This window comes from Paenibacillus sp. 32352, from assembly GCF_002042965.1.
In the GTDB taxonomy this organism is placed as follows: domain Bacteria; phylum Bacillota; class Bacilli; order Paenibacillales; family NBRC-103111; genus Paenibacillus_S; species Paenibacillus_S vulneris.
In genome coordinates, this window is sequence record NZ_MZNT01000008.1 from 368,207 (window position 1) to 385,626 (window position 17,420).

At 48.4% G+C, this 17,420-nt stretch carries 17 protein-coding genes; 13 read left to right on the forward strand and 4 right to left on the reverse strand.

Features of this window, described 5'->3' with window-relative positions; translation table 11 throughout:
* Positions 1-76: 76 nt before the first annotated feature.
* The 5 genes from B1728_RS20490 (at position 77) to B1728_RS20510 (ending at position 6,159) form a co-directional block, all read left to right on the forward strand.
* Entirely contained in the window at positions 77-556 is a 480-nt protein-coding gene (locus B1728_RS20490) for a hypothetical protein (protein WP_079912251.1), read from the forward strand.
* Between the two features lie 1,193 nt (positions 557-1,749).
* A complete protein-coding gene (locus tag B1728_RS20495; RefSeq protein WP_079912252.1) occupies positions 1,750-2,865 on the forward strand; it encodes a phytase in 1,116 nt (371 codons plus the stop codon).
* 327 nt (positions 2,866-3,192) lie between these two features.
* Positions 3,193-4,446 (forward strand): serine hydrolase domain-containing protein, encoded by a 1,254-nt coding sequence (locus B1728_RS20500; protein ID WP_079912253.1) that lies wholly within the window; start codon positions 3,193-3,195, stop codon positions 4,444-4,446.
* A 17-nt stretch (positions 4,447-4,463) separates the two neighbouring features.
* Entirely contained in the window at positions 4,464-5,192 is a 729-nt protein-coding gene (locus B1728_RS20505; RefSeq protein ID WP_079912286.1) for a class I SAM-dependent methyltransferase, read from the forward strand.
* A 193-nt stretch (positions 5,193-5,385) separates the two neighbouring features.
* Entirely contained in the window at positions 5,386-6,159 is a 774-nt protein-coding gene (locus B1728_RS20510) for a CAP domain-containing protein (protein WP_079912254.1), read from the forward strand.
* 61 nt (positions 6,160-6,220) lie between these two features.
* On the opposite strand, the gene B1728_RS20515 is transcribed toward B1728_RS20510, so the two are convergent.
* Positions 6,221-7,090, reverse strand: coding sequence for a LysR family transcriptional regulator (locus B1728_RS20515; protein ID WP_079912255.1), 870 nt, complete (start codon positions 7,088-7,090; stop codon positions 6,221-6,223).
* Between the two features lie 202 nt (positions 7,091-7,292).
* Between B1728_RS20515 and B1728_RS20520 the strand changes: the two genes are divergently transcribed.
* Together B1728_RS20520 and B1728_RS20525 are read left to right on the forward strand one after the other, a co-directional pair.
* Positions 7,293-7,682, forward strand: a complete 390-nt coding sequence (locus B1728_RS20520) for a tautomerase family protein (RefSeq protein ID WP_079912256.1) — start codon at positions 7,293-7,295, stop codon at positions 7,680-7,682.
* 52 nt (positions 7,683-7,734) lie between these two features.
* Positions 7,735-8,817 (forward strand): NAD(P)H-dependent flavin oxidoreductase, encoded by a 1,083-nt coding sequence (locus B1728_RS20525; RefSeq protein ID WP_079912257.1) that lies wholly within the window; start codon positions 7,735-7,737, stop codon positions 8,815-8,817.
* A gap of 91 nt (positions 8,818-8,908) precedes the next feature.
* Here the strand turns inward: B1728_RS20525 and B1728_RS20530 are convergent, their stop codons facing one another.
* Together B1728_RS20530 and B1728_RS36890 are read right to left on the reverse strand one after the other, a co-directional pair.
* Positions 8,909-9,427: an HAD family hydrolase gene (locus B1728_RS20530; protein ID WP_306293543.1), complete on the reverse strand. Its 519-nt coding sequence runs from the start codon at positions 9,425-9,427 to the stop codon at positions 8,909-8,911.
* Positions 9,313-9,549 carry a hypothetical protein gene (locus B1728_RS36890; protein ID WP_256865436.1) on the reverse strand — a complete coding sequence of 79 codons (237 nt, stop codon included), beginning with the start codon at positions 9,547-9,549 and terminating at the stop codon, positions 9,313-9,315. Before B1728_RS36890 ends, B1728_RS20530 begins: the two co-directional genes overlap by 115 nt.
* Before the next feature lie 311 nt (positions 9,550-9,860).
* Here B1728_RS36890 and B1728_RS20535 point away from each other — a divergent pair, with 311 nt between their 5' ends.
* From B1728_RS20535 to B1728_RS20550, 3 genes are all read left to right on the forward strand, one after another.
* Entirely contained in the window at positions 9,861-10,805 is a 945-nt protein-coding gene (locus tag B1728_RS20535) for an alpha/beta hydrolase (RefSeq protein WP_079912258.1), read from the forward strand.
* Between the two features lie 203 nt (positions 10,806-11,008).
* A complete protein-coding gene (locus B1728_RS20545) occupies positions 11,009-11,743 on the forward strand; it encodes an ankyrin repeat domain-containing protein (protein WP_079912260.1) in 735 nt (244 codons plus the stop codon).
* A 126-nt stretch (positions 11,744-11,869) separates the two neighbouring features.
* Positions 11,870-12,142, forward strand: coding sequence for a hypothetical protein (locus B1728_RS20550; RefSeq protein ID WP_144027938.1), 273 nt, complete (start codon positions 11,870-11,872; stop codon positions 12,140-12,142).
* A gap of 63 nt (positions 12,143-12,205) precedes the next feature.
* On the opposite strand, the gene B1728_RS20555 is transcribed toward B1728_RS20550, so the two are convergent.
* A complete protein-coding gene (locus B1728_RS20555; protein ID WP_079912262.1) occupies positions 12,206-13,702 on the reverse strand; it encodes a serine hydrolase domain-containing protein in 1,497 nt (498 codons plus the stop codon).
* 250 nt (positions 13,703-13,952) lie between these two features.
* Here B1728_RS20555 and B1728_RS20560 point away from each other — a divergent pair, with 250 nt between their 5' ends.
* From B1728_RS20560 to B1728_RS20570, 3 genes are all read left to right on the forward strand, one after another.
* Positions 13,953-14,882: a metallophosphoesterase family protein gene (locus B1728_RS20560; RefSeq protein WP_079912263.1), complete on the forward strand. Its 930-nt coding sequence runs from the start codon at positions 13,953-13,955 to the stop codon at positions 14,880-14,882.
* Positions 14,883-14,967: 85 nt separating this feature from the next.
* Positions 14,968-15,402: an NUDIX domain-containing protein gene (locus B1728_RS20565; protein WP_079912264.1), complete on the forward strand. Its 435-nt coding sequence runs from the start codon at positions 14,968-14,970 to the stop codon at positions 15,400-15,402.
* A gap of 330 nt (positions 15,403-15,732) precedes the next feature.
* Positions 15,733-17,298, forward strand: a complete 1,566-nt coding sequence (locus tag B1728_RS20570) for an extracellular solute-binding protein (RefSeq protein ID WP_079912265.1) — start codon at positions 15,733-15,735, stop codon at positions 17,296-17,298.
* Positions 17,299-17,420 lie beyond the last annotated feature (122 nt).

The following is a 17,420-nucleotide window of genomic DNA, read 5'->3' on the forward strand; positions in this document are numbered from 1 at the left end:
ATGAAATAGTAGAGCTTACACTGCAACAAGAAGATATTGTAAGCCGTCTATCGTTACAGAAAGGACGGTGGCGGGTATGAAAGCAGCGAAATGGGGGGTGCCTGTTCTTATCATTCTGGCTTTTGCAGGCGGCTATTATGTTCGGGGATTAACGGTTGGTCAGGGTTCAGGGCATCCATGGGTGAGGGCGGCTGAGCCTCCCCTGCCTGCCATTCAGGTCAACGGGAAGCAGGTGCCTGTTGTGCGAGGCAGCTACTCCTGGTGCAGCGGATCATTCCTGCAGGCCAGCTGCAGATCGGTAGATATGATTTCGCCTGCCGAAATCATGGAGAAGAACGGAATCCTGCCTGTCGTTGTTCCTCCTAACTCAATGATAACAACGAAGGCTCCTCCGGGTATCAAGCAATTTACCTTATCCCGGGAGGGTGCTAAGGAGGATAACAGTGATCCATATCAAACCCCAGCGGAAAAAGGAGTTTACTTCTACCACATTCATGGCGAGTGGTTTGGGGATCAGGGGAGAGCGGAGTTTTATTTTGCCGTCGAAGTACAATAGCTTATTGGAACCGGTCCGATCAAAGCTGAGCGGGAGAAGAGGATTTCGCTGACGGCGGGATCTGTCTTTTCCTTTTTTTATTATTATATCTGTAGTTATCTATACGTGGAGGCGGAGGGATCCATATGAGAAGATTCGGATTGCTAGCATGGGTGTTCTGCATTCTTTCTGAAGGGAGAGCTTCAGGACAAAGAAATTGTATTACAACGTGATAAACCCGCCATGTATGGATGGCTTGGCTTCGACTTTCTCGACGTCATCCCTCTCCGAACCCAAGAACATGGATAATCCCAATGATTCGGGAGCGGTCTTTGGGATAAAGCCGCATCATATGCAGCACAAAGCATATGTCATCTTAACGATCGCGTTGGTCTGTACCGTTCTGCTAATAACTATTATGCTTTGTTACCGTATCATTCCACGAAAAAAATAGGGGTACATATACTCGGAAAAGGAAAGATGATCTAGTTATTGTCTGTGCCGCATAACCGGTCTGCTCTTGGAAAGAGCGGGCTTTTTTGGCATGGGTGAATAAGTCTTGTAAAGGCTTTCTTTTTTTCTTTGTAAAGGATTGACAACGATCCCAAAGTAAGATATCCTGAATTTGAAGATAAAAGAAAGCGCTTAACCAATGTCTCGTCAAATACCGGCCTTCATTTTAATGTTGGAATGGTTACCGTGGTTCTGAATATGCTTGTCATATATGCTTTTTTAAGCTGTCGTCATTTATTTATAAGATCCATGTGAACTCCCACCCCAAATATTGGGGAGTATTTTCGCGAAATTAGGTTAAGCGATTACCCTAACCAACTAAATAATTCATCGAGAGCGGCCTACTATCACCAATTGTCGGCTGCTCTTTTTTCTTAGCTAGTCCAACGTATGAAAGGGGGTGGTTGGAAAAGGAGCGCAATGAAGGAAGGGAAAAAATCTGAGGAGGGGGGGAGCAAGGCAAACTCCAATTTGGTTTATGTATACAGCAAGCTAGCAGAGGTGAATTAGTGAGAAAAGTCTGGCCCTATTTAGATGAACGCGGATAAATGACGGTTTTCTTAACCATTTGACAAATCGGTCAAAAGGCTGGATAAGTCATATACATGATTTACATTATTATGAAAATATGTATCTAATTAACTTATTTTATGCGCCGTTATGAACTTGAAAGAGCGCTAATAACAAAGGAGACATGAGACATGAACAAATGGAAATTTACCGTAATCACGGCAGGCTTGGTTGGTTTGTTATTTCAGTCCGCAGCATGGGCTGCAGCGCCCGCAGTCAGTGTGAAACCAAAGGCCGAGACTGCTGCGGTAGCGGCTGGTGACGATGCCGCAGACGATCCGGCGATCTGGGTTCATCCTACGGATAAGTCGAAGAGCCGGATCATTGCGACTAACAAAGGCGGCGGACTACTCGTCTACGATCTGGACGGTAACGAGCTGTATTCCTATACGACAGGTAAAATGAATAATATCGATGTCCGTTATAATTTCCCCTTAGGCTCGAAAAAGGTGGATATTGCGGCCGCAACGAACCGTACGACCAACACCGTCGATATTTACTCCATAGATAAAGCAACGGGAGCTCTCACGAATATATCGGGTACTCCGATTGTTTCTAATGTGGCGGAGGTGTACGGATTTGCTTTGTATCACAGCTTGCGGTCCGGGAAGTTCTATGCGCTCTTGACGGGTAAGGACGGGGAATTTGAGCAATACGAGCTGACTCATAATGGGGCAGGCAAGGTTAACGGCACCCTGGTGCGGTCGTTTACCACAGCAACGCAGTCCGAGGGACTGGTCGCCGATGATGAATACGGGTACTTGTACATTGCGGAGGAAGATGTGGCTATATGGAAATACGATGCCGAACCCAATGGAGGCAGCACACCGCTGCGTAAAGTCGATTCTGCCGACGGCAACCATTTGACGGCGGATATCGAAGGGCTCACCATATATTATGGAGATGACGGAGATGGATACCTGCTTGCCTCGAGCCAAGGAAACAGCACATATGCGGTGTACGAACGCGAGGATGATAACGATTATGTTGCCAGCTTCAAGGTTGTCGACCATAACGGGGTGGACGGAGTCAGCGGAACCGACGGCATCGACGTTCTGAGCTTCGGACTTGGCAGTAAATACCCGCACGGTATTTTTGTAGCGCAGGACGATGAGAACCTGCAAAACGGCGCTATTATTAACCAAAACTTTAAATTTGTCGATTGGGAAGAAATTGCCGATGAAGCCGATTTAGATATAGATGACGATATTAATCCGCGCGAGCTCAAGAAGCGCAGCCGCGACTAAGAAGAACCTCCACAGAACAAAGGGAGACGGTGTGTATAACGCTGTCTCTTTTTGTTATTAAGCCGGGCCGGTGACAACACAATGTGGGTGCTTGGCCGAACAGTAGTCTCTTTTTACTCGGAAAAAGAGACAAAAAAACCGCCCTAGAGGAAGGCGGCATTGATTTTAGACATATTTTAAGCAAGGGGGCAGTTCCCTGCTCCTTATGATATTATTATAAATGGAACAATAATATAAGTCTACATTTTTCTGGAAAACTCCTTTATAGTTGTTTGAAGCTGCCCAGTATGGACGGCTGCAATCTGGCGGGGGAGGTCTCTGGATGGGATGAATACGTTGGCTGATGAGATAGAGGAATATTTAGATGAGTATGAGAAGCAGTGGACGCTAAGCGGAACGGTGCTTGTTGCTAGGGAGGGGAAGGTTCTTTTTAACAAGGCTTACGGCTACGCCAATCTGGAGCATCGCGTTCCTAATACCACAGATACCAAGTTCCGCATATGGTCTCTGACCAAAAGCTTCACGGCTATGGCGGTCATGATGCTGCAGGAGAGAGGCCTTCTTGCTCTTGAGGACGATATCGGCAGGTACATACCGGAGCTGGCGGATAAAGGGATCTCCATCCTTCATTTATTACACCATACTTCCGGCCTCGTGAATTATATCAGCTTGCCTGGGTATCATTTTCGGCTTAACAAATTACGGCTTTCACATGAAGATATCATCCATTTGCTTGTGGGTAAACCGCTTCAGTTCAAACCGGGTACTTCGTTTGATTACACCAATTCATCATATTATTTACTCGGCATGATTGTAGAGAACGTAACGGGTTTGATCTTTGAGCAATTTTTGCACAGCAGCATCCTTCAGCCTCTGGGGATGAATAGCACGGGGATGTTCCATCATACCAAAGTCATTCCGGGCATGTCCTCCGGCTATCATTCCTCATGGGACGATCTCATTCCCTGTGAATATTTGAATATGAGCAGCAGCTTTACGGCAGGGGCCATATACTCGACTGTGGAGGATCTGTTGAAATGGGACCAAGCGCTGTATACGGAAAAGCTTGTAACGAAGGCGGCGCTGGATCGCGCCTTTGAGCCCAGCTTTACCTACGGTTTCGGATGGTTTATAGACGAGCGGTTCCATCGCAGAAGAATCCATCATTCAGGCGCTTATCGGGGCCATCGAAGCGATATGCAGCGTTTTCCGGATGATCAAATAACCATCATAATGCTGACCAACTATGATTTTGTCCCGATTCTAAGGCTGACGGAAAGGATTGCAGGACTGGTTTTTGGCCAAAAGCCGATCATTCCGGTGAGGCCTGAGCGTTACCCTCTCGCAGATGAGGTATACGCCCGGTACATGGGAACTTATGAAGGGGAAGGGTCTGACTGTAAAGCCGTCGTGGATCGGAATGAACATCAATGGTACTTCGTTTTTAATGATGATCAATATATCCCCTTTTACCCGATATCGGAAACAAGATTTCATCATACCTGGTACGAATGGGATTGTGATTTTTCCGTTGATGGTAAGGGCGGCATTTTCTTTCTGGGCATGAGAAAAACAAAATAATGAATAAGGGTGAGAGCATGAAGGAGAAGGTTCTCGAGGCATACAACAGACTGGCAGCAGATTATGAAAAGAATGTCGATACCCAAAGCGGTCATAACGCCTATTACGAACGGCCGGCCATGATGAAGCTGATGCCGGAGAATTTGAATCGGCTTACCGTTCTGGATGCCGGATGTGCCGCAGGCTGGTACACAGAGCAGCTGGTGAATCGAGGTGCCGCTGTAACGGCTATCGATCTAAGTCCGGAGATGGTGGCAGCCTGCAAGAGGCGGGTAGGCGATAAAGCAGCGGTGCTGGCTTGCGATTTAGCGGGCGAACTTCCGTTTCAGGAGGCAGCGTTTGACCTTATCGTCAGTTCGTTGACTCTGCATTACATTGACGACTGGACGCCCACCTTCCGTGAATTTCATAGAGTATTGAAACCGGGGGGCACCTTGCTTTATTCTGTTCATCATCCTTTCATGGATTTTAGTCTTTTTGATCGACCGGATTACTTCGCCCATGAGGTATTGACAGATATATGGAATAAAAAGGATATCGGTCCGGTAGAGGTCACGTTTTATAGAAGACCCTTGCAAGAAGTGATTAATATAACATCGGAGCAATTCAGCATTGAGCAAATCGTGGAGCCACGACCTGATAAGGATTACAGGGATCGGCCGGAAGCCAGGTCTTGGTACGAGAAATGGGATGAACATTTGTCAACGTATCCTCATTTTTTCATTGTTAAAGCACGCAGGCGATGATGGGTTCTGCTGACGATCATTGGATGATATCGGCAAAAGGTAGTATCTATCACAGTGGGATTGCTTAGTATTTTTAGACACTATACCTATACGTTGAAGATAATTGTTTTCCCGGTATAAATCCTCCTCGATGCGGAAATGTTAAGTTGGTATCTTACATTTAACCACATTAGGGGGAAGCAGCATTCGTCATATGAAAAAAATCGTTATGATCGTCGTTTTGATATGGATTACAGGCTGCACGAATCACGGCGCTTCAACAGAACGCCAGCAGGTGACCACCAAGCAGACGGACCGTGCAGGACAGAGCCATCAAGCGGCCCCAACCCGAATTATCACATCGGCTTCATCGACTTCTACGGACAGAGGCGGCAAGTCACATTTGACTGTCAAACAAGTCAAGCCGAACGACCTGACCTCAGATTTGCTTGATCTGATCCAGCAGCCAGGAGAGGCACCTGGTACTTCGCCGCAGCAGCCGGCGGGTACACCAACAGGAACGCCGATGGGTATGCCGAACAATCAGTTCCCTGCGGGAACCCCGCCAGACCAGACTCCTTCGGGCGCAAACAACCAGAAAGCCCCCGCGAAGGGGGACGCTTCGGCTTACGCTCAACAGGTGCTGGATCTGGTGAATCAGGAACGCTCCAAAGCAGGTATGGGCGCGCTCAGCATGGATTCCAAACTGTCCAACATGGCGATGGCCAAAGCCAAGGACATGTACGACAACAACTATTTTGACCATAACTCCCCGATTCATGGATCCCCATTCGACATGATGAAGGAATACGGAATCACGTATAACACGGCCGGAGAGAATATTGCGAACGGGCAGACCACCCCGCAGCAGGTTATGCAGGACTGGATGAACAGCCCAGGACATAAAGCCAACATCCTGAATAAAAGCTTCACCTATATCGGAATCGCTTTTTACAATAACGAGTGGGTGCAGGAGTTTACGGGATAAGCAAAGATTGCGCAGCATGCAGCACGTTCAGCCTCTTCGGGATTTCCGGGAGGCTGCTTTTTTAATGAAAATGCTCTTTCATCTCCGATAAGAATGCTGACAAGGCGGGAGTAATTAGTGCATCCTTCCGTCTAACAAACACCGTTTTTACCATGGCATGCTCTTTAGAGATCTCATGGCAACGAACTCTCCCTTGCTGCTCCGCTTCGTTGATGATAGAACGAGGCAAAAGAGCGATGCCCAGTCCAGCGCCGACGCAACCAATGATGGCCTCGAACGATCCGAACTCCATGAACTTCACCGGAGATAAACCTTCATTCAGAAGCAAATGCTCCAGCTTTGCCCGATAAGAACATCCCTTGTGGAAAACGAGAAACGTAAGCAGCTTAATATCATCAATGGAATGAATAGGTGGATGCGAGACAGGCGTAACAAGAACCAGCTCCTCGGAAACAACATCTTCTTGGATTAGTTCAGGGTGCACCACCGGACCTGTAACGAACGCTCCATTTAACTCATAATGAAGAAGTGCATGGAGATGCTGTTCACTCGGGCCTGTGATTAGAGATAAATCCACGGCGGGATAATGAGTATGATATTGGGTTAGGAGAGCAGGCAAACGAATAGCAGCAGCTGTTTCTAGAGCCCCTATATGAAGTGTTCCTGTTGGAGCAGCGGAACTTTCAACTGCCGATCTTGCTTCCTGGATGACGTGAAGTATTTTCTCTACATAAGGCAGCAGGATTTGACCTGAGGGAGATAGCGTAATTCCCCTATTATGGCGATAAAATAACTGTGTTTGCAGATCCGATTCCAGTTGTTGAATTTTATGAGTAACATTAGATTGAGCAAAATTTAATTTATTTGCTGCCTTAGAGATATTGCCTTCCTGTGCAGCGGTGTAAAATACTTTGAGTAACTGAATATCCATACAAACCTCCGACTTTTAACTTTGATATATAAAATAGAGATACCTGACATCTTATTTCTGTATTATACATGTTTTTAAGAACGAGGTATCATCATAAGTGACAAGCATAGAAATGAGGATCTCTAACTTCATCGTAATTGTTCTTGGAATAAATCTAGTCGGGAAAATCTATTAACATTACTAAAGTGAGGAAGGTTAACACATGCCATTGCTTCGTTTTGACCTTATCGAAGGGCGAGATAAAGAAGCAGTAAAAAAACTTTTAGATGTTGTTCATCAAGTTGTCGTAGAAGCTTTCGATGTTCCTGAGCGAGATCGTTATCAAATTGTTCACGAACATCCCGCCCATCATATGACTATTGAAGATACTGGATTAGGCTTTAATCGTACCGAAAATCTGGTTATTCTTTCCATCATAAGCAAAGCACGGTCAAAAGAGAAGAAACAAAAACTCTATTCCTTACTGGCTGAAAGGTTAGAAGCTGAATGCGGTATTGCACCAACTGATTTAATGATTTCAATTGTTGAAAATAATGACGAAGATTGGAGTTTTGGATTAGGTGAAGCACAATTTTTGATAGGTAAGTTATAAAGCTGCTGATCTGCTATGTAACAGGAATTGAGTATGAAGGAGTAAGAGAAGAATGAAGCTAGATACTGAGCTTTGTCGCCTGTTTCAAATTCGTTACCCCATCTTTCAAGCCGGGATGGCTGGAGGACCCGTTACGGTCCGCCTGGCTGCTGCCGTATCCAATGCAGGAGGTCTTGGAACGCTGGGAGGTGCCTACATGGCGCCCGAAGAACTCCGTGCTGCAATACGTGAGCTTCGTGAACTGACGGACGCCCCTTTCGGGGTGAATTTGTTTTCGGTCCAAGCTGCCGATGATAATTCGAGAACCGAGGAAGTACAGCGGGAACTAAACGAGATGCGAAAGCAGCTGGGCATTTCACCGGCTTCGGGAGAGGCCGTGCAATCGCCCGATTATTTCGAGCAGCAATTCGCCGTCTTGATAGAGGAGCAAGTACCGGTGATTAGTACGGCTTTTGGCGTTCTTCCCGCGCATATGATGAAGCAAGCGAAAGATCAAGGCATCCGAATCGTCGCTATGGCGACGACGGTGCAGGAAGCTCTTCTTGCCGAGCAAGCGGGTTGTGATGCGATTGTGGCCCAAGGAAGCGAAGCCGGGGGGCACCGTGGGACCTTCGACATTTCAAGTCGGCCCATGGGCGCCAATATCGGAACGATGGCTTTAGTACCACAAATGACAGACCACGTTCGGGTCCCGGTTATCGCAGCGGGAGGGATCATGGACGGACGCGGGCTTGTCGCAGCACTCGCGCTGGGGGCCCAAGGTGTGCAAATGGGCACTCGTTTTTTGACCTCGCTCGAGTCCGGAGCCCATGAAGCCTATCAGAAGATGCTGCTTTCCGGCAATGAGGAAAGTACGGTCATAACGAAGGCTTTTTCGGGTCGTCCAGCCAGAGGGATGAAGAACTCTTTTATCGAGATGTGGGATAGGAGAGGCATCGAGCCGCTTCCGTTTCCGACGCAGAATACGGCGACAAGGGATATTCGAAACGCGGCATCAAAGCAAAATAACCCGGATTTTATGTCATTGTGGGGTGGGCAAGGGTTGAGGATGTTGACATCCGGTCAAAGCGCAGCGAGTATCGTGGAAGAAATCATTCATCAAGCCCAATCGATTCTTCTTAACACCAATCGTTAGTCGTTGCCAGGTATCGAGAACGTTCAGAATCACCGAGCCAAAAAACTAAGCTGCAAGAAGCCATTTACATAACACGCTGGCGAATGCTCTCTCAGGTTTCATTCAGGATAATGTCCTTTAGTTCAATCAGAGTCTTGATTCGGTAGCTGGCCAGTGAGAAGTCATGTGTTTTTGTGAAGTCGTTATGGACAATAGCACAGTCGATACCAGCCGCCACGGCTGAGCTCAACCCTCTGTTTGAATCCTCTACAACCAGGGTCTCTTTTTTGGTAGCTCCGAAGCGCTTTAGGCCGGTCAAGTAAGGTTCCGGGTGCGGCTTGGTGCGCTCGTAATCTTCGCGGACAAGGACGAATTCCATGAATTGCCGAATCTGGCGCTTTTCATGAATAAGTTGAAAATCCGCACGTTTTGCAGTCGTCACGATGGCCATGCGGACGTATTTTGACAGTTCGGCTAGAGCTTCAACTACGCCTTCAATCTCTATGGCTTCTGTTCTTAGATATTCCTGATAATAGACGTTGCGGACCTCACGCTGCTTGTTGATGGTCTGTTCATCAATACCTGCCGCCCTAGCTTGGGACCAAGTACCAATGACTGGGTCATGTCGCAGAGGTATTGATCTTTATCCAAGGCAAATCCAATGTCAGCCAGAGCGCGTTCTCCCGCTTTGTAATACCAAAATTCAGTATCAACCAGAACACCATCATGATCGAAGAGTATGTACATTTTCATGGTTTCATTCTCCTTTGTCAGCTGCGGCCACCATTGCGTCTTAGCTGATCGCCGATCAGCGGCAAGAAAACAATCTGGGGGGAGTTATGTGTTGGAGTTTCTTGACACAAATATACCCTCGATCTATTTGAAAAGTACAGAAAAATCTGGAAAATAGTTTGTGTCATTGGACAAGATTCAATTTTTGCCTATGGATCGTTAAAGAAACGTCAGCTGCTTGTTAAGGGGCTAGTCAAGGCGCGTGCAGGTTTGGGAATCATTCATTTGGTGTAAAAAGTAATTGACATCAAAATGAAAGGGAGTCTGATACTATGCCAAACGAAGTGATACTAGAGCCGGAAGCGCAGAAATTCGTGGAGGACACGGCGAAGCCTCCATTCTTGTACCAATTAGGGCCAAGACATGGGCGTAAAAAAGTGGATGAAGTTCAATCGGGGTCTGTGAACAAGCCGGACGTCGATATCGAGGAGCGCAGTGTACCGGGAGGACCAAACGGTGAGGTGCCGGTAACGATCTTGAAGCCGAAGAATGTCCCGGCAGCTTTGCCTGTTATCGTGTATATCCATGGAGCCGGATGGGTGTTCGGCAATGCGCATACGCATGACCGCTTGATTCGCGAATTGGCCGTGGGTTCACAGTCGGTTGTTGTGTTCCCGAATTACAGTCTATCGCCAGAGAGTAAATTTCCTACCGCGATAGAAGAGATTTATGCCGTCGTCGAATGGGTTGCCAAGTATGGTGAGGAGATCGGCGCAGACCCCTCCAAGCTGACGGTCGCCGGCGATAGTGTAGGGGGCAACATGACAGCTGCGATTACGTTGATGGCCAAAGATCGTGATGGCCCGGCCATTCACAAGCAGCTGCTGTTTTATCCGGTAACCGATGCTTCTTTCGATACCGATTCCTACAAGCAATTCGCGGAAGGGTATTTCCTAAGCAGGGAAGGGATGCAGTGGTTCTGGGACCAATATACGACCAGTCCGGAGGAACGCGCGCGGATCACAGCATCGCCGCTTCGTGCTTCGACCGGGCAGCTTAAGGGATTGCCTCCCGCACTAATCATTACCGCCGAAGCAGATGTGCTGCGCGATGAGGGAGAGGCTTATGCCGCTAAGCTGCGTGAAGCGGGAGTGCAGGTGACGGCCGTGCGTTTTCAAGGCATCATCCACGATTTTGTCATGCTGAATGCGCTCGCGGACACAAATGCCGCACGAGGGGCACTGCTGCTGGCGAACGCTTGGCTGAAGGAAAGCTAACTACAGCTGATCCCACATCGTTGGAGAGCGTGAAGCTTTTTTTGAAATCCGAGCCATGCAAGTTTTTGAGCCCGATCCGTTGCAAGGATAGCCGGGATAATTTCGTCGGGCAGTTGATCGAGTAGACGATGTTGGCCTATCATAGAGAAGGCAGGTTTATTTTGGAAAAACAGATCGCAAATAATGGTCAAGGAGAGGAAGTCATGGATTTCATCCAACCAGATGATCCAGTGGCAGTGTCGTTCGTTCATGCGGTAAAAACCTGCGATGCAGGCGCCATACGTCGCCTCCTGGAAGAGTTTCCGGGCCTGGCATCAAAGAGAGCCTTAGATAAAAAAGGCGGTTCGCGTACTGCACTGCACGTTGTTGCCGACTGGCCCGGATATTTTCCCAATGCACCCGAAATCGTGAAGATGCTTATCGCTGCAGGAGCTGACCCCAATGCTACCACCGTGGAAGGACAGCCCTCGGAGACGCCGCTGCACTGGGCGGCAAGCAGTGACGATGTGGAGGTTGCCGCTGCGTTGATTGATGGGGGAGCCGACATGGAAGCGGTGGGGGGTTCCATCGCTGGCGGCACCCCTTTGGATAATGCAGTGGGTTATGGATGCTGGAATGTCGCAAGGCTTTTAGTCGAGCGAGGCGCTCGTGTTGACAAGCTTTGGCATGCAGCAGCTCTGGGGATGATATCCCGTATGGAAGAGCTGATGGCTTCCATCCCGTCACCTACGACGAATGACATTAACGAAGCATTCTGGCAAGCCTGTCACGGAGGCCAGCGGCGTGCGGCCGAGTACCTGCTCGCTCAAGGAGCGGATATCAATGGGGTTCCCGGTTATGCGGCAGAGACACCCCTCGATATAGCTGGTAGTCTTGACACCCGAAGGGACACCCTGACTACTTGGCTGAGAAGCATTGGCGCCAAATCGTCGAAGTAAATAGGGCTGGTAAAGGGATCATCCTTTTTCCTCCAATGAAAATTTGCATACAAGGGGGAATTCCTGCTGCAAATCATCATAAGTACGATAGTATTAGGCTTTCTTTTCCTCCAAGACCTGTACACCATGATCGCGCATCCAGCTCACTACAAAACGTGGAGACCGGTGGTTACTACTGGCTTCGGGTTGTTGTTCATGATCATAGCGGTCATTTACTATTGGGCTGCCTATAAGCCTAAGGTGGGGCCGGTAGGAGCGGGACCTAATGATACGGAGATATGGTCCGGTTTTCTTTATATGATGACTGCTGGCGGCTTGTTCTTCACCTTGGGGCTGGTCGGCTGGGCTGTAGTCAAGGGCCGCGAATCGAAAAACAACAGTGACGCTGAACGTCAATAAGCTAGACATCAACATGCCTCTGATAAAGTCGGAGGCTTATTTTTATTTCGGCTGCTCCGTGTATTAGTGAGCTTCGGTATCTTTATGAGCTTGAAAGAATCGAAGTAGAGGCTCGGAGAGCTGGTAGTCCAGTAAAACATTCGTTAAAAAGTACGTTTTCACGGAAATCTCCCGCCCGTTCCACAGATAGGTTCGTTCCCAGTCCTGAGTGGATAGCCGCTGTAAAATCGAGTAAAGCCGCTCTCTTTGCTCCATATAACGCCGGAGCCAGAGTCTTGAAACATCGGCTGATGACAGACGGTTGGCTTGTTCCCATTCTGCCGCTGTTTCAGGGGGAATCTGAGACTGGAGAATATCCAGAGCAATGGCATCGCGATGTACGATTCGTACAAGGAGGTCCTTGGGCGAGCTTGAATTGGAAGCGGACAGCGGCTCGAGCCAATGCTTTTCTTCAATCATTTCCAACGCCCGGCCTTTAAGGTGAAAGGAGAGATAATGATGCAGCATAAATTGCATCTCTCCCGTATCCATCTCCAAAGGGATGAGTTCGGGAGGGGCTTGTATAGCTGGCGCTCCAGCTTTGGCTTCCAGTATAAGTTGATACAATCGAAGCACCTGACGGCCATTCACATGGCGGCCGCTGTCCGTATCCGCCCGGTGCACGATGACTAGATCCTCTTTGGGAAGGATTGTAACGCATTGCCCGCCTACTCCTCTAGCCTCGTACATGCCAAGCTCTCGCCACTTGGCATCGAGTGGTATCCACCATAGGTAGCCGTAACCGGTGCCTAACGGTTCCATTATCGAATGGGGCGCGGTGCTTTCTCGAATCCAGTCGTCAGGAATCAGCTGCTGTTCACCGAAGCGCCCATGTTGCAGGTAAAGAAGCCCGAAACGGGCTAAATCTCTGGCCGAGAGGCGATAATGCCTCGCGCCATGGATGGAGAACTGCCCCTGCTTAACCATTTGCGTATGCAGTGCGGGAGAGAAATCCTCCATGTGAAGCGGTATCGCGAGCCGGTGTTCAAATTCTTCAAACACCGTGGAATCCACAGCCCGCTCGAATATCGACTCCAGAGCATTAAAATCCCAGTTGTTATAGTACCAGAACGTATCCGGAGCATGGCTGCCTCTTGCTGGGCGGTTATTCTTCATTGCTGCTGTTTCGGAAGCCGCCTCATGATAAATACCGGAGCGTGCCTTCAATAAATGGACAACCTTGGCTTGCCTTTCTTGTTCGGTTAAAGGCGGTGCGTCGTCAATTCCGAGCTCAGACAATGTTCGGTTGATGTCTATATTATTCAGCTTCGTATGAATTCCGTACAAGGCGCTTAAAAGGCTTTTGCGAAGTGAGTGGCAGCGATAGGGAACCGTCACATTCCCCCAGGCAGCGGCAACAGCGCCTCGATCGACGATCAGAAGCGCAGCGGATCCTATTTCGTCGAATACCTGTTTGGCCTCTTGAAGCTTCTCCGCCGACCAACCGGCTTCAGCCGGATCGGCATAAGTGAGCCATGGTCCTCCCATCTGTGTACTACGGGCTTGCTCCCATATCGACATCCGATAACACGCCCTTCCAGTAATTTCCTATATGATAACACAGTTGGGCCAAGAGACGCATCCGTCTTAGCATGAAGAGCAGCTTTAACAATAAAAATACAAGGAGAAGGGTTGAAAATTTTACCAATATCCCTCATGATGAAAAGGGTTTCATTTTTTTATTGCATCATCCTTCTTCAAGCAACGATGTCCCGTTCGAAAAAAAAGTGCCAAATTGCTCATTCCATTAAGAGAAAGAGGTAGATCATCTATGGAGACAAAGCCAGTGAGATTCGGAATTATGGCCGACGTCCATCAGGACTTTATGTACAAGGCCGAGGATCGTTTGAGAACCTTTATCGAGCATATGAACCGGGAACGAGTCGATTTTATCATTCAGTTGGGTGATTTCTGCTATCCGCTTCCGGAGAACCGATCCTTTGTGAACACGTGGGAGCAATTCGAAGGGCCAAGATACCATGTGCTCGGCAATCATGACATGGACAAGTGCAGCAAAAGAACGGTCATGGATTTCATCGGGATGGAACGGAGCTACTATTCGTTTGACAACGGTGATTATCATTTCGTCGTGCTCGACGGGAATAACCTGTTTCTCGAAGGCCGGTACATCGACTATGAATTCTGCAACTACCATAGGCACCCGGAGGCAAACAATTATTTGACCCCTGAACAGCTGGAATGGCTTCGCGGCGACCTGGCTGCAACGGATAAAACAACCGTTATTTTCAGTCATCAAAACCTGGAGTCCAGCTACACGGACGTGAACTACGGCGTACATAACAGTGAGGATTTCCGGTCTATCGTGAAGGAAGCGAATAGGGCCGCCGGATTCAACAAAGTGATCGCTTGTATGAATGGTCATAACCATTTGGATGGCGTGAAGGTGATTGACGACCTGTATTTTATCCATATTAACAGCATGTCTTATTTTTGGATGGGCAAGCCCTATCAGCATACGGTGTATTCGGAGGAAATCTCCGAGCAGCATCCGATACTGACGATGTGTGCGCCTTATGAAGAGCCTTTGTATGCGATTGTTACTTTGGAGGATGGGAGGATCAAGATAGAAGGCAGAGAAACCGGCTTCGTTAGCGCAGCTCCTTTGGAGTGCGGACATTCCAATTCATATGGTGGTCATATCGTGACGGCACGGATTGCCGATCGTGTATTGAAATATTAGCTTGACGACCAGAAGGAGAAACCGGCGGGCGGGTGCAGACGGCACTTGTCCTTTTTTCATTCAAACAGAGGAAGAGGTTTGGAGCATGTTTAAGCGAGTCGATGTAGCCATCGCGCTAATCCGGGACGATACAGGCGAACAGGTGGTTATGGTCAAAAATAAACACAACAGCGAGGCGTACTGGAGCTTGCCCGGAGGCGCCGTGGAGCCGGGAGAGACGCTGGAGCAGGCTGTCAAGCGGGAGACGAAAGAGGAGTCGGGTCTCGACATCCAAATCGAGGGCCTTTACTCGGTGAGGGAAGTGTTTTTTAAAGAAGCTGGAGATCATGCCTTGCTAGTTACCTTTGAAGCGTCCATAGTCGGGGGAGAGCTACAGTCGTCCGACCCCGATGAGGAAATTATGGAGGTCAGGTGGGTGCCTGTGCAGACAGCCAATGAGTGGTTCGCCAAGCTTCCGGTCCGGATGACGATAAGCCGGGAGCACGAGATGCCCAGATACTCCTTTCATGGAACCGTGTAATGAAAAATAGCAGATAATCCACCCTCGGACGAATCGGTCCTTCATTTTTATAAGCAATGGAAAATACGATAAATCAAGGATAGACAACGCTTACACACCTCCTTGCTTGCATTTGCGAAAAACATAAATTTTTACAGCTGTCCGGCTTCTTGGCCGGGCATTTTTTATTGTACTGGTGCGGTTTTGAACTGGCAATGAACAAGAGAATTCCTCTCTAATCGTAAAAAAACACAACCTCCCGTAATTAAGACCGTTGGGGCCAAAGTCGAAAATAAGTTAAGATAAGGGGGAAGTTAAAATAGAGATAAACATCAGGAGAGAAGGAATACTATGAAAAAAGCAGTAAGTATGGTCATGGTTACGGCGCTTGCGGCAGGTTCCATAGCAGGATGCTCTACCAAAGGGGAAGAAGCGAAAGATTCGGCAGGAAAATCCGGGGATAAGGGTCCATTAAAATTTTCTATCGCGTATCCGATCACTTCGGGTGACGGCTATGCGCAGCGTTCCCCTGATCTAAACAAGGACAAGTGGGTTCAAAGATTGAACAAGCTGACGAACACGGAATTGGACGTCCGCTTGATTCAGCGTGAAAAAATGAGCATGATGTTCGCCGGCAACGATCTTCCGGATGTGCTTGGAAGCTTGGATATGCCGACAGGCAAGGATATGTCAGGCTCTGTAGAAGCCGGCGTATTTATGCCGCTGGACGATCTGCTGAAGGAATATGCGCCTACGGTGTATAAAAAGGTTCCAAAAGCGGCATGGGATTCCGTATCGTATAAAGGCAAAATCTACGCGATTCCGAGCTATTTGACGAATCCGTCCCGCCGCGGTACATATATCCGCACCGATTTGCTGGAGAAGACGGGACTGCCGGTGCCGACTACCGTCGACGAGTTCTTGAATGTCCTGCGCGCCTTCAAAAAGCTGGGCGTAGAAAATCCTTACCAAATGCGCGAAAACTTCAAGTATGCCGACGTGATTCTGGGTGCATATGATGTGCTTCCTTACAAGGACCAGTTCGAAAAACAAGGCGACCAAATCGTGCCGAAGTTCTTTGATGTAGAGAATATGCAGAAGGCTCTGCAGGTATATAAAACGATGTATGACGAAGGCTTGATGCCTAAAGATTTTGCTACGATTTCCTCCACGGATTACAGCAAAAACATCAACGCCGGTAAATCGGGGATCTGGTCGGCGAACGTGGGTACCGGCTTGAAGGATTTCAGAACGAATCTGAAAGCGGTAGATCCTAATGCGAAGGTGGATGTCATTCCTTCTCCTAAAGGACCGGAAGGAAAAGGCGGGTACTTCCTGTACTCCCCAATGGTCAGCGCCTACTACATCAACAAAAACGTAGATAAAGAGAAAGCCATCGGCATCATGAAGTTTGTGGAATGGATGGCGAGCGATGAAGCGGACAAGTTCTTTAGCCTTGGTGTAGAAGGCGAGAACTACACGGTCGAGAACGGCAAAATCAACTACAAAGCTCCGACGAATAAAGAGGAGACTCAAGAAGAAGCATTCCGCACGACCTTGAGACTGGCGTCCGATTCTACTTATAACAAGCTGCAACTAAGTGTCAGCCAGGACGGGCAAGATATTTTGAAAGCCTTTGATACGGTCTTGTCCAAAGAAGGCTTGCCTGGTATCGGATTCAATCCGGACCTCAAAGCATTCTCCAAATATCCGGATTTGACGCCGCTTGGCGATACAGGTCCAAAGCTGATTATCGATCACATGGTGAAAATGATTTACGGCAAGGAGCCGATCTCCGATTGGCCGAAGGTTATCGAAGAGTACAAGGCTAAGGGCGGCAACGAAGTCATCAAGGAAGCTACCGAAAGATACAACAACAAAGACGGCATCACTATTTTCAGCAATCAACAGCAATAAGACGGGAAAAAGCTTGGTTCAGTTATCTGAATCAGGCTTTTTGCGTATGTACGCCCAGCATGGGCGTCATCTCTACGGTGAAAGTCCGGAATGGGGGCTGGCAAGCGCCTACCATTAGCCAA

What these genes read in the sequence shown, in the direction of transcription:
- B1728_RS20505 (WP_079912286.1), top strand. Translation starts at nt 4,464, where the DNA reads ATGAAGGAGAAGGTTCTCGAGGCATACAACAGACTGGCAGCAGATTAT.
- B1728_RS20545 (WP_079912260.1), top strand. Translation starts at nt 11,009, where the DNA reads ATGGATTTCATCCAACCAGATGATCCAGTGGCAGTGTCGTTCGTTCAT.
- B1728_RS20495 (WP_079912252.1), top strand. Translation starts at nt 1,750, where the DNA reads ATGAACAAATGGAAATTTACCGTAATCACGGCAGGCTTGGTTGGTTTG.
- B1728_RS20515 (WP_079912255.1), bottom strand. Translation starts at nt 7,090, where the DNA reads ATGGATATTCAGTTACTCAAAGTATTTTACACCGCTGCACAGGAAGGC.
- B1728_RS20520 (WP_079912256.1), top strand. Translation starts at nt 7,293, where the DNA reads ATGCCATTGCTTCGTTTTGACCTTATCGAAGGGCGAGATAAAGAAGCA.
- B1728_RS20490 (WP_079912251.1), top strand. Translation starts at nt 77, where the DNA reads ATGAAAGCAGCGAAATGGGGGGTGCCTGTTCTTATCATTCTGGCTTTT.
- B1728_RS20570 (WP_079912265.1), top strand. Translation starts at nt 15,733, where the DNA reads ATGAAAAAAGCAGTAAGTATGGTCATGGTTACGGCGCTTGCGGCAGGT.
- B1728_RS20535 (WP_079912258.1), top strand. Translation starts at nt 9,861, where the DNA reads ATGCCAAACGAAGTGATACTAGAGCCGGAAGCGCAGAAATTCGTGGAG.
- B1728_RS20565 (WP_079912264.1), top strand. Translation starts at nt 14,968, where the DNA reads ATGTTTAAGCGAGTCGATGTAGCCATCGCGCTAATCCGGGACGATACA.
- B1728_RS20525 (WP_079912257.1), top strand. Translation starts at nt 7,735, where the DNA reads ATGAAGCTAGATACTGAGCTTTGTCGCCTGTTTCAAATTCGTTACCCC.
- B1728_RS20500 (WP_079912253.1), top strand. Translation starts at nt 3,193, where the DNA reads ATGAATACGTTGGCTGATGAGATAGAGGAATATTTAGATGAGTATGAG.
- B1728_RS36890 (WP_256865436.1), bottom strand. Translation starts at nt 9,549, where the DNA reads ATGAAAATGTACATACTCTTCGATCATGATGGTGTTCTGGTTGATACT.
- B1728_RS20555 (WP_079912262.1), bottom strand. Translation starts at nt 13,702, where the DNA reads ATGTCGATATGGGAGCAAGCCCGTAGTACACAGATGGGAGGACCATGG.
- B1728_RS20560 (WP_079912263.1), top strand. Translation starts at nt 13,953, where the DNA reads ATGGAGACAAAGCCAGTGAGATTCGGAATTATGGCCGACGTCCATCAG.
- B1728_RS20550 (WP_144027938.1), top strand. Translation starts at nt 11,870, where the DNA reads ATGATCGCGCATCCAGCTCACTACAAAACGTGGAGACCGGTGGTTACT.
- B1728_RS20510 (WP_079912254.1), top strand. Translation starts at nt 5,386, where the DNA reads ATGAAAAAAATCGTTATGATCGTCGTTTTGATATGGATTACAGGCTGC.